Origin of the sequence: Bacteroides sp. CAG:633 (assembly GCF_000435115.1) — a bacterium.
Taxonomy (GTDB): domain Bacteria; phylum Bacteroidota; class Bacteroidia; order Bacteroidales; family Bacteroidaceae; genus Bacteroides; species Bacteroides ndongoniae.
In genome coordinates this window covers 1-12,575 of sequence record NZ_FR883088.1, presented here as the reverse complement: position 1 = coordinate 12,575, position 12,575 = coordinate 1, and the positions used below count along the sequence as shown (strand labels likewise).

Below are 12,575 nucleotides of genomic sequence, written 5' to 3'. Positions count from 1 at the left end.
CAGAAGCAGATTGCAGTGGAACTGGCCCGAAAAGGAGTGACCCGTGGACAGGCGGAACGAATCAAGAAACAGTATGAACAGCAGATGGGACGGGATTCTGTCAACATGCAGGGTACGGAATTGAATGAAGCACGTCTGAGAGAAGAAATAAAAGACGAAACAACTGTACTGACAGATAATCAACCGACTAAGGAAGAGCTGGTAAAGGAGGATCAGGTATTTGGAAGAAATATCTTCAATACCCGGAACCTGACGTTTGAACCAAACAACAATATGGCGACACCGCCCAACTATCAGCTGGGACCGGGCGATGAAGTAATCATCGACATCTGGGGGGCTAGCCAAACCAGTATCCGGCAAACGATTACGCCGGACGGAACAATTAACATGCAGGAACTGGGACCGATTTACCTGAGTGGCATGACGGTGGAAGAAGCGAACCGATTCCTGAAGAACAAGCTTGGAACGGTGTTTTCGAATGAAAATAATCAGATACAGGTGACGCTGGGAAATACACGGACTATCCAGATCAATATCATGGGTGAAGTGGTGCAGCCGGGTACGTATGCGCTATCGGCATTCTCGACGGTATTTCATGCACTGTATCGGGCTGGTGGTGTGAACGACATCGGTAGCTTGCGTGACGTGCAGCTGGTGAGAAACGGGAAGAAGATCGCATCGGTGGACGTGTATGACTTCATCATGCAGGGAAAGATAAAGGATGATATCCGCCTGCAGGAGGGGGACGTAATCATTGTGCCGGCATACGATATGTTGGTGAAGATGAGCGGAAACGTGAAGCGTCCGATGAGATTCGAAATGAAGAAGGACGAGACTTTGGCGGCGCTGATCAAGTATGCCGGAGGATTCAACGCGGACGCTTACAGCAAGAGTGTGCGCATGGTACGCCAGAACGGAATGGAATATGAAGTGAAGACGGTGGACGAAATGGACTACAGCGTGTGTCAGCTGCGCGACGGAGACGTGGTGACGGTAGGCGCCATCCTGAACCGCTTTACAAACAAAGTGGAGATAAAAGGTGCGGTGTATCGCCCGGATATCTATGCGCTGGATGGAAAGGTGAACACGGTGCGGGCTTTGATAGAAAAGGCTCAGGGACTGATGGACGATGCTTTCACTAACCGGGCTGTGCTGCAACGCCAGCGGGACGACCTGACCAGTGAAATTCTGTCGGTAGACGTGAAGGCGTTGATGAACGGAACAATACCAGACATACCGCTGCGTAAAAATGATGTTCTGTACATCCCCAGCATACACGATTTGCAGGATCTGGGCAGTGTGACCATCTACGGAGAGGTGACGAAACCGGATGAATATCCGTATGCGGACAACATGACACTGGAGGACCTGATTATTCAGGCTGGTGGATTGAAAGAAGCGGCTTCAACAGTACGAGTGGACGTGTCGAGACGCATCAAGGATACGAAGAGTGTGAACAGCACGGACAGCATCGGACAGATGTTCAGTTTTGCACTGAAAGACGGATTTGTGATTGACGGACAGCCGGGATTTGTGCTGCAACCGTATGACCAGGTATTTGTACGCCGCAGTCCGGGATATCAGACCCAGCAGAACGTAACCATACAGGGGGAGGTGATATTCGGTGGAACATATACGCTGACTTCGAAAGCAGAACGCTTAAGCGACCTGGTGAAGAAAGCGGGAGGAGTGACCAACTCGGCATACGTACGGGGAGCGAAGCTGACTCGTGTGGCGAATGAAGAGGAAAAGAAGCGGATGCAGGACGTGGTGAAGCTGATGGGACGCGAACTGGGAGAGAACGCCATAGACTCATTGGGACTGCAGGTAGACAGCTTGTTCTCGGTAGGTATAGACTTGGAGGCGGCTTTGGCAAATCCCGGAGGGGATGCGGACCTGGTGTTGAGAGAAGGGGACGTGCTGAACATTCCGGAATATGTGAATACGGTGAAGATTAATGGAGCAGTGATGATGCCAAACACGGTGTCGTATCGGAAGGGGGAAAAGGTCAGCTACTATTTGAGCCAGGCAGGAGGATACAGCCAGCATGCCAAGAAGAGTAAGAAGTTCATCATCTACATGAATGGACAGGTATCGAAGGTGAAAGGAAGCGGAAAGGATCAAATAGAACCGGGATGCGAGATCGTGGTGCCGAACAAGAAGCAGAGCAAAGCAAACTTTGGAAACATTCTGGGTTATGCCACTTCGTTCTCGTCGCTGGCAACCATGGCGGCAACGATTGTCAGCCTGTTTAAGTAGGGCTCGCCATAAACGGGAAACGTGAAGAAACGCAGATTTTCGCAAAATCTTGTAATCGGTAGGGATCGGTTTATGGAGATTTGCGAAAATCTGCGTTCATTTGTATTTTATAAATAGCTGGGAAATTTAAGCAAAAAAGATGGCCGGAAAGAAAAACTGTATACGGAAAAAGAGAATGGCAGCCGTATGGATATGTCTGCTGTTCGGGGTATTGACATGCAAGGCGCAGCTTACCAACGGAGTGACCGGGCTGCTGCACATGCCCAGCGCAGACATGCAACGGGACGGTACTTTAATGATCGGAGGAAATTTCCAGAACAGACACAATTTGCCCAATGACTTCTGGTGGGGATATAACAGTTATAACTACTTTCTGAATGTAACTTTTTTTAAACGTCTGGAAATAGCGTATGTTTGTACCCTACTGAAGGGAAAAAAAGAAAACAGTTATTGGCCAGCCATTACTTACGGAAAGTTTGTGAATCAGGATCGTCATTTTGCAGCCCGGCTCCAGGTACTGCGGGAAGGAGAATGGTGGAAACACATGCCGGCTGTGGTACTGGGGGTAAGTGACCCGACAACGGGTGCAGGCTTTGACTATACGGATATGGCTATTGAAGGCAATGGTAACGGCTATTTCAATCGCATGTACCTCGCCATGACCAAGCACTTCGATGTCCGTGTAGGGGAGCTGGGTGTTCATGCTGCCTGGCTGTACAACAGGCGGACGGACTATCCGCTGAACGGGCCTGCTGTGGGGGTAAACTTTAAACCGGCATTTCATAAGGAACTGAATCTGATAGCCGAGTATGACTCGAAAACGGTGAATGTGGGATTCACGTACTCGATGTGGAGCGACCACTTCAACCTGCTGTTCGAACTGCAAGACGGGAAGTACGTATCGGCGGGACTGGTGTACAAGGTGAACCTGATAGGGGGGAACCGGTGGAAACACTGGAGATAGATTTTATTTTCTCCATATTATTGCGTAACTTTGTACCATTGAGTTGGTGAGTTTGTGAGTTGGTGAGTTTTTGAGTTTTTAAGTTGAAGTAATACAGTGATTTAAAAATCCTCAAACTCACAAACTAAAAAACTAAAGGACTAAATATTGGTGTTTTTTGGAAAGATTGTAATCCGTCATGATAAGGAAAATCGTAAAAATTCTCTGGATATTGCTGGCATTGGGCATAATGGCTTGTGCCGCTGTGTTTTTCGCCATTGCCAAGGGCTGGATAGGATATATGCCTCCGGTGGAAGACCTGGAAAATCCGAACTATAAATTTGCCACCGAAGTGCTGTCGGAGGACGGAGTGGTATTGGGTACTTACTCGTACAGCAAGGAGAACCGTGTGTACGTGGGGTATCAGGACTTGTCGCCACACATCATTAACGCGCTGATTGCGACCGAGGACGTGCGCTTTGCCGAACACTCGGGAATTGATGCCAAAGCGCTGTTTCGCGCGATATTGAAGCGTGGTGTGCTGATGCAGAAGAATGCGGGTGGCGGAAGTACGATTACGCAACAGCTGTCGAAACAGCTTTATTCGCCCAGCGCGGACAACGTGATGGAGCGTCTGTTCCAGAAACCGATAGAGTGGGTGATCGCTGTGAAGCTGGAACGTTACTACACGAAAGAGGAAATCCTGACGATGTATCTGAACAAGTTTGACTTCCTGAACAATGCGGTGGGTGTGAAAACGGCTGCTTATACGTACTTCGGGTGTGAACCTAAAAACCTGAAAATAGAAGAGGCGGCTACGCTGGTGGGTATGTGTAAGAACCCGTCGCTGTATAACCCGGTGCGGTATAACGAACGGACACGCGGACGCCGAAATGTGGTACTGGACCAGATGCGCAAGGCTGGATACATCACGCAGGAAGAGTGTGACTCGCTGCAGGCATTGCCCCTGAAGCTGACGTATCACCGGGTGGACCATAACGAGGGATTGGCTACATACTTCCGGGAATATCTGCGTGGTGTGCTGAATGCCAAGAAGCCGGTGCGTTCGGAATATCGCGGCTGGCAGATGCAGAAGTATTACGAGGATTCGCTGGACTGGGAAAACAATCCCCTCTTCGGCTGGTGTGAGAAGAACCGGAAGAAAGATGGGTCGAAATACAACCTCTATACGGACGGTCTGAAGATTTATACTACCATCGACTCGCGTATGCAGAAGTATGCGGAAGAAGCGGTGACGGAACATCTGAAAGAGTTGCAGTATTACTTCTTCAAGGAGAAGAAGGGACAGAAGACGGCTCCTTATACGCGGGAACTGACTCAGGAGCAGGTAAACTCTATTCTGGACAGAGCCATGAAGCAGTCGGACCGCTACCGGAAGATGAAAGAGGGGGGCGCGTCGGAAAAGGAAATCAGAAAGGCTTTTGATACGCCGGAGGAAATGACGGTGTTCACCTGGAACGGGGAAAGAGATACGGTGATGACGCCGATGGACTCGATACGCTATTACAAATTCTTCCTGAGAGCCGGATTCATGTCGATGGATCCGAGAAACGGACATGTGAAGGCGTATGTGGGCGGACCGAACCATCACTACTTCAAGTATGACATGGGTATGGTGGGACGCAGACAGATCGGATCGACCATGAAGCCTTATGTGTATGCGCTGGCCATGGAGAACGGATTCTCGCCCTGCGACCAGATGAGACACGTAGAGTTCCACGGGTTTGACGAGAACGGAACACCGTGGTCGCCGAGAAATGCCAACAACAAACGATATGGCGAGATGGTGACCCTGAAATGGGGACTTGCCAACTCGGACAACTGGATTACCGCCAACCTGATGAGTAAGCTGAATCCGTACGAACTGAAGAGACTGGTGCACAGCTTCGGCGTACGCAACAGGGAAATTGTGCCTTCGATTGCACTTTGCCTGGGTCCGTGCGAAATCTCGGTGGGCGAGATGGTGAGCGCTTATACGGCGTTCCCGAACAGAGGTATCCGCGTGGCACCGCTCTTTGTGACCCGCATCGAGGATAATGAAGGCAACGTGCTGGCTACCTTTGCGCCGGAAATGCAGGAGGTGATCAGTGTGTCGAGTGCTTACAAGATGCTGGTGATGCTGCGTGCCGTGATCAATGAAGGTACGGGCGGACGGGTACGCCGCTTGGGCGTGAAAGCCGATATGGGTGGTAAGACGGGTACAACGAACAACAACTCGGACGGATGGTTCATGGGATTTACGCCGTCGCTGGTTTCGGGTTGCTGGGTAGGCGGTGAGGACCGTGACATCCACTTCGACCGCATGTTCTACGGACAGGGTGCTTCGATGGCATTGCCTATCTGGGCCAAATATATGGTGAAGGTGTATGCCGACAAGACGTTGGGATATGACGAAACGGAGACATTCCAACTGCCGGAAGGTTATGATCCCTGCAAGGATTCGGAGGCGACGGACAGCACTGTAACGGACGAACCGATACAGGGACTGGATGACTTGTTTAATTGATGAATCCGGTTTCGGAAGTTTTCGCGTTTTTCCGTGTAGTCCGTGCCTGAATGAAAAGGAATATGTCAGTTGCTTTTAAATGATACGTGACAGCCTTGGTTTATACGATTTGCATAGGGAGTAATGAGCAGCAAAAGGACAACCTGGCCTTGGCACGCAGGCGGCTGAAAGAACTGTTTCCGGACATCTGCTTTGCGGAAGAGGAGGAGACGAAACCGCTGTGTTGCAAGCGGACGGCGCCGTTTGCCAATCAGGTGGCACGTTTTCGGTCGGACTGTCCGGCAGAGGAGGTGAATGCCTTGCTGAAGGCGATAGAGCGGGAGGCGGGACGGAAACCGGAAGAAAAAGCTCGGGAGATCATCCGGCTGGATATAGACTTGCTGGCATGCGATACGACAGTCTTCAAACCGGAAGATATGCAAAGGGAATATGTGCGGAGAGGGCTGTCGCAACTGGAGCGTTGAGTGGCGATACGAAATAAAAAAGGAATGGTGATAAATGGTTAATGATTAATGGTTAATGGTAAATAGGTTAGTGTTATTCTTCATTTTTCATTCTTCATTAAATTCCTTCCCACTTCATAGTTGACGAGTTGACAAGGTGTTTGTAGCGATCTGTTCCAAGCGGTATCTCATCAAGCAGGATGTTCCGGCCTTGTAGACTTGTTGACTGTGGTCTTGTCTACTGACAAGTTGAGTATTTGCGAGACTTAAATATATTTTGTTTATGAAGTTTTTAGGAATTATACCGGCGCGTTATGCGTCGACACGTTTTCCGGCCAAGCCATTGGCAATGCTGGGTGGGAAAACCGTTATACAGCGTGTTTACGAACAGGTAGCAGGTGTATTGGATGACGCCTGGGTGGCTACGGATGACGAACGGATTGAAGCTGCGGTAAAGGCTTTTGGCGGCAAGGTAGTGATGACTTCGGTCCACCATAAGAGTGGCACCGACCGTTGCTTCGAAGCCTATACCAAGATAGGCGGAGACTTTGACGTGGTAGTGAACATTCAGGGTGACGAACCGTTCATCCAGCCTTCGCAACTGGAAACGGTGAAAGCCTGTTTTGACGATCCGAAGACACAGATTGCTACATTGGTAAAGCCCTTTACGGTGGAAGACGGCTGGGAGGCACTGGAGAATGTCAATTCGCCGAAAGTGGTACTTGGAAAGAATATGAATGCGTTGTACTTCAGCCGTTCGATTATACCTTATCAGCGGAATGCGGAGAAGAAGGACTGGCTGAAGAATCATGTCTACTACAAACATATCGGTCTGTATGCCTACCGGGCAGAAGTGCTGAAAGAGATTACGGCTTTGCCGCAGTCGTTGCTGGAAGTGGCCGAGTCGCTGGAACAGCTTCGGTGGCTGGAAAACGGCTATACCATCAAGGCGGGTATTACGAATGTGGAAACAATAGGTATTGATACGCCACAGGATCTGGAAAGGGCGGAAGAGTTCTTGAAGAAACAATGCTGAACAGAAACGTACAACCTCCGATATGCCGTCCGGAACACTTGAACATTCAGGAACCGGTATGCAGAATAATGCCCAACGGCGTAGAACTGAATGTGCTGGATGCCGGTGACAACGAAGTGATACGCATTGACGTGATGGTGGCAGGAGGACTGTGGCGACAGACACAGCCTTTGCAGGCGCTGTTTACCAACAGGATGCTGCGTGAAGGTACGAAGCGGATGACAACAGCCGAAATTGCAGAAAAGCTGGACTACTATGGAGCATGGCTGGAGCTGTCGAATGGCATGGAGTATTCTTATGTAACTCTTTATTCGCTGAACAAATACCTGCCGCAGACCCTGGAGGTGATGGAGGCAATCATCAAAGAGCCTGCGTTTCCGGAAAAGGAACTGGGTATTGTGGTGGAAAACAACCTGCGGCAGTTTCTGGTGAATATGTCGAAAGTGGACTATCTGGCTCACCGCTCGCTGATGAAAGCAGTGCTGGGCACACGCGACGTGCTGGGACAGGTGGTGGAGGAAGAAGATTACCGCCATATTTCGCCGGAGGTGCTGCGTGCTTTCTATAACCGCTATTATCATTCGCGCAACTGTACGATATACTTGTCGGGCAAAGTGACGGATGAGTGCCTGGACAGAATAGAACAGGTTTTCGGCAGCGCACCTTTCGGAGAAGGATTTGTGGTGCCGGAGAAAAAGGTTTTTGCACCGGAAAGCTGTGAAGGGAAACGCTTTTTCACGGAACGGACAGACGCTTTGCAGAGTGCCGTGCGGATGGGAATGCTTACGCTGGAACACAAACATCCGGACTTCTTGAAGACCAGGGTGCTGGTGACGCTGTTGGGCGGATATTTCGGAAGCAGGCTGATGTCGAATATCCGGGAGGAAAAGGGATATACATACAACATTTCGGCATACACTGTGCCGTATCCGGGATGTGGCATGCTGGTGATCAGTGCCGAAACTGCCAATGAGACGGTAGAACCTCTGATACAGGAAGTATATCACGAGATTGACCGGCTGCAGAACGAGCTGGTGGCGGAAGAAGAACTGACGATGGTGAAGAACTATATGCTGGGAGAAATGTGCCGCAGTTACGAATCGGCATTCTCGCTGGCCGACGCATGGATATATGCCCGGGTGGCAGGTATGGAGAACGATTATTACAGCCGGATGCTGGAGGAGACAAAGGAGGTGACACCGTCAGAAATTCGCGAACTGGCCCGGAAATACTTGTGTAAAGAGAATTTAAAAGAAGTGGTTGTGGGCAAAAAAAAATCATAAAACCGAAAGACACTGCCCTGCTTTGAAAGATAAATTGTATCTTTGTCCGAGATAGAAGCACGCCTGCAGGTTGCGTAAGCAGGCAAACAACGCACGGCATACTGAGCCGGTCATAATATAAACTAATATAGAATTTGTCAATGAAATATTTATATACAGCATTGTTCCTGCTATGTCTGTCGCAAGGAACGGTATGGGCACAGGAAAAAGAAAGTTTCTTCGATAAGATAAAAAATACCTTCTCCTCGGAAATCAGAATCGGTACTTATACGTTTAAGGACGGATCGGTGTATACGGGCGAAATGAAAGGCCGCAAACCAAACGGAAAGGGAAAGACCGTGTTCAAGAACGGGGATGTCTATGAAGGGGAATACGTAAAAGGGAAACGGGAAGGATATGGTGTCTATGTATTTCCGGACGGAGAAAAGTATGAAGGACAATGGTATCAGGACCAGCAGCACGGAAAAGGAATCTACTATTTTATGAACAATAACCGTTACGACGGTATGTGGTACCAGGATTACCAGCACGGAAAGGGTACGATGTATTACTATACCGGCGATGTGTACGAAGGTGACTGGGTGAACGACAAACGGGAAGGTCAGGGAACATATACCTGGAAGAACGGTTCGAAATACACCGGTTCGTGGAAGAATGACAAGAAAGACGGTGAAGGCACTTTTGTGTGGAACGACGGCAGCAAATACGAAGGACAGTGGAAAAACGATGTCCGTCAGGGAACGGGAACATTCGAATATACCAACGGAGACAAATACGTAGGTGACTGGTCGGAAGACATGCAGGACGGAAAAGGTATTTACTTCTTCCATACCGGTGACAGATACGAAGGTACCTATGTAGAAGGTGAACGTACGGGATCGGGCATTTACTATTATGCCAACGGTAACAAGTACGTGGGCAGCTTTAAAAACGGTATGCAGGACGGACAGGGAACATTTACCTGGGCCAACGGAGCCGTGTACGAAGGGGAATGGAAAAACAACGAACGAAACGGACGCGGTACATACAAGTGGAACGTGGGTGACTCGTACGAGGGCGAATGGAAAAACAATAAATTCGACGGACAGGGAACGCTGATTCAGACCGACGGAACGGTGTATAAAGGCGGTTTCGTGAACGGACTGGAGGAAGGAAGCGGAGTACAGACAGACAAGAACGGTGTACGCTTTGAAGGCTTCTTCAAACAGGGAAAAAAGCACGGTCCCTTTGTAGAAACGGACAAGGACGGAAAGATAATCCGGAAAGGTACTTACTCAATGGGAAGACTGGAGGCTCAGAAATAAAGGAGCCTCCTATGAAAAACACGTTGCCGCAAATGCCGATTTGCGGATATGCGACGACATCTACTGAACAGATATATAGCTGAAAACACACATCTATTATTTATATCTATCACAAACAACTTAAATTATTTATCATGAAAAAGCAATTTCTGTATGCTGCGGTTCTGGCCCTTGGCATTTCGTCGTGCCAGTCGCCTAATCCGCAAATGGTGCTTGAAGTAGACATGAACACCCGGGGAGCGGATGTGCCGGCTTCCATGTACGGTATCTTTTTTGAAGAGATCAACCATGCCGGAGACGGTGGACTCTATGGCGAAATGCTGATGAACCGCAGTTTTGAAGAACGGGTTATTCCAGAAGGTTACAAGGTAGAAAACAATGAACTGGTGGCACCGACCCTGATCCATCATTCGAACGGACAGCCTACATCCGGACGGTACCGGTGGGGAAGCGATCCTTATCCGGGATGGGAATTGAGTGTGGCCGAAGCCGCCCGTGCCGAAATGGGGCTGACGACAGAGCAGCCGAACTTTGCTGCTGCTCCCAATTCGATGAAGGTGAACGTCTCGGAGAAAGGAAACGGAGTGGCCCTGATAAACAAAGGATACTGGGGACTGGCTTTGCAGAAAGACGCAACTTACCGGTTGCGCATGTTCATGCGCAGCAGCAGCGATGCGAAAGAGATGACGGTACGTCTGCTGGGACCGGCCGACAAAGAGCTGGGTAAGGCTGTACTGACACTGAAGAACGACAACAAATGGCAGGAATACAAAGCCGAAATACAGGCTATGGACACAACTACTGCCGGCCGGTTGGCCATCGAACTGCCGGAGAATGGCGTGTACTACTTTGACTATGTCTCACTGTTCCCGAAAGACACCTATAAAGGTCGGGAGAACGGCATACGTAAGGATGTGGCAGAAGTGATAGAAGGGCTGAAGCCTGCCTTTATACGCTGGCCGGGCGGCTGCATCGTAGAAGGCATCACGCTGAACAATCGCGTGCAGTGGAAAAAGACGTTGGGTGATCCGGCAGCACGTCCGGGTGAGTATGATACATGGGGGTATCATAACAGCTATGGTTTCGGTTACAAGGAATTCCTGGATTTCTGTGAGGATGTAGGAGCCAAAGGCATGTATGTGTGCAATGTCGGACTGGCCTGTCAATACCGTTCGGGAGAAGCCTGCTCGGACAAGGAGGCTGAGGGCTATCTGCAGGATGCATTGGATGCCATTGAGTATGCGATCGGCGGTACGGACACCGAATGGGGAGCCCTGCGTGCCAAGGAAGGGCATCCGGAACCATATCCGCTGGCTTATGTGGAAATAGGTAACGAGAACTGGGGAAGCCTGTACGACAGCCGTTTCAACATGTTTTACGATGCCATAAAGGCCAAATATCCGGAACTGACACTGATCTCGAATCACGGACTGGGTGGTCTGGGCCAAGCTCGTAAGACCGATATGATCGATCCGCACTGGTATGTGGCTCCCGACTTTTTCTTCAATAACACTCATATCTTCGACAATCATGAGCGTGGCAAATACAAGGTATATGTAGGAGAATATGCCTGCAACCAGGGTGTAGGTGGCGGTAACATGCTGGCAGCACTGAGCGAAGCTGCCTTTATCACTGGCATGGAACGGAACAGCGACCTGGTGACCATGGCTTCGTATGCTCCGTTGTTCGAGAACAAGAACGACCGCTGCTGGGCTACCAATCTGATCTGGATAAGCAACAGTCAGGTAGTGGGACGTTCGTCATACTATGTACAGAAGATGTTTGCCGATAACAAACCTACATATAATCTGCCGACCAAGTCGGAACTGTTGTGGGAGGTGACCGAACCGATGATCCGTGAAAAAGGATATGTAGGTTTTGGTAGCTGGAGCACGCAGGTACAGTTCCGTAATCTTTCTGTGACTGACAGTACCGGTGTGAAGACCGAAGCTGATATGAACGACGCTTCTCAATGGACAGCAGTAAGCGGAGAATGGAAAGCTGAACAGGGTGTATATGCACAGAGCAGCAATGAAACCCGCACGGCCCTGTTCTGGAACAAGGCAAAGGCCGGAGCCGGTGATGTGATAGAGTTTGAAGTAAACAAACTGTCGGGCGATGAAGGATTCTTTGCTTACTTCGGCATGAAAGAACCGAACCTGAAAGACGGATATATGCTGAACGCCGGCGGATGGGGCAATACTTCGACTGCCATTGAAACTGTGAAGAACAATGGTAGCAGTGTACTGTCGGACAAGGTGAACGATAAGGTGGAAAATGATAAGTGGTATCAGGTGAAGATTGTGCTGAAGGAAATGGGAGCCGACTACTATGTAGACGGTAAACTGATGCTGGCACATGTCAACAAGCCGGTGAACCGCAAGTTCCACGTAGCCGGATACGACGAACAGGCAGGTGAGGTGATTGTAAAGGTAGTCAATGCTTCGGAAACTCCTTGCGTAACCCGCATCAATCTGAAAGGCGGTGAGGTAGCTTCGAAAGGACGTGTCATCACATTGAGCAGTACTTCGCTGGAAGAGGAAAACAGCTTTGAAGAACCGTTGAAGATTTCGCCGGTTGAGACAGAGTATAACGGCTTCTCGTCATCGTTTGTATACGAGTTCAAGCCTAATTCATTCACAATACTCCGGATGAAGAAAAAATAAACATGTGCTGTAGGCGCTATATAGAATAATAAAGAGGGTGTGCAATTAAGGAAATGAATTCTTTATTTTGCACACCCTTTTTTTATCGTAAGTATTCGGCCAACTACAGGTATT

Annotated in this window: 8 protein-coding genes; all 8 read left to right on the top strand. The window is 49.5% G+C overall.

Features of this window, described 5'->3' with window-relative positions:
* Nucleotides 1–2,259: SLBB domain-containing protein (locus QVP67_RS09295; protein WP_288180072.1), on the top strand; the 2,259-nt coding region annotated here is incomplete at its 5' end.
* Nucleotides 2,260–2,434: 175 nt separating this feature from the next.
* A complete protein-coding gene (locus QVP67_RS09290) occupies nt 2,435–3,223 on the top strand; it encodes a YjbH domain-containing protein (RefSeq protein WP_022163290.1) in 789 nt (262 codons plus the stop codon).
* Nucleotides 3,224–3,401: 178 nt separating this feature from the next.
* Entirely contained in the window at nt 3,402–5,729 is a 2,328-nt protein-coding gene (locus tag QVP67_RS09285) for a transglycosylase domain-containing protein (protein ID WP_022163289.1), read from the top strand.
* 95 nt (nt 5,730–5,824) lie between these two features.
* Entirely contained in the window at nt 5,825–6,193 is a 369-nt protein-coding gene (locus tag QVP67_RS09280; protein WP_022163288.1) for a 2-amino-4-hydroxy-6-hydroxymethyldihydropteridine diphosphokinase, read from the top strand.
* A gap of 262 nt (nt 6,194–6,455) precedes the next feature.
* On the top strand, nt 6,456–7,208 hold the full coding sequence (gene kdsB, locus QVP67_RS09275; RefSeq protein WP_022163287.1) for a 3-deoxy-manno-octulosonate cytidylyltransferase: 753 nt from the start codon (nt 6,456–6,458) through the stop codon (nt 7,206–7,208).
* Nucleotides 7,202–8,491 (top strand): M16 family metallopeptidase, encoded by a 1,290-nt coding sequence (locus QVP67_RS09270; RefSeq protein WP_022163286.1) that lies wholly within the window; start codon nt 7,202–7,204, stop codon nt 8,489–8,491. The genes kdsB and QVP67_RS09270 overlap by 7 nt, the downstream gene beginning before the upstream one ends.
* Nucleotides 8,492–8,631: 140 nt before the next feature.
* Nucleotides 8,632–9,795 (top strand): MORN repeat protein, encoded by a 1,164-nt coding sequence (locus QVP67_RS09265; protein ID WP_022163285.1) that lies wholly within the window; start codon nt 8,632–8,634, stop codon nt 9,793–9,795.
* Between the two features lie 134 nt (nt 9,796–9,929).
* Nucleotides 9,930–12,461 (top strand): alpha-L-arabinofuranosidase C-terminal domain-containing protein, encoded by a 2,532-nt coding sequence (locus QVP67_RS09260; RefSeq protein WP_022163284.1) that lies wholly within the window; start codon nt 9,930–9,932, stop codon nt 12,459–12,461.
* The last annotated feature ends 114 nt before the right edge of the window (nt 12,462–12,575 follow it).

Bases quoted from the DNA above. Each gene is read 5' to 3' on its own strand.
- QVP67_RS09290 (WP_022163290.1), top strand. From the start codon at position 2,435: ATGGCAGCCGTATGGATATGTCTGCTGTTCGGGGTATTGACATGCAAG.
- QVP67_RS09285 (WP_022163289.1), top strand. From the start codon at position 3,402: ATGATAAGGAAAATCGTAAAAATTCTCTGGATATTGCTGGCATTGGGC.
- kdsB (WP_022163287.1), top strand. From the start codon at position 6,456: ATGAAGTTTTTAGGAATTATACCGGCGCGTTATGCGTCGACACGTTTT.
- QVP67_RS09270 (WP_022163286.1), top strand. From the start codon at position 7,202: ATGCTGAACAGAAACGTACAACCTCCGATATGCCGTCCGGAACACTTG.
- QVP67_RS09265 (WP_022163285.1), top strand. From the start codon at position 8,632: ATGAAATATTTATATACAGCATTGTTCCTGCTATGTCTGTCGCAAGGA.
- QVP67_RS09260 (WP_022163284.1), top strand. From the start codon at position 9,930: ATGAAAAAGCAATTTCTGTATGCTGCGGTTCTGGCCCTTGGCATTTCG.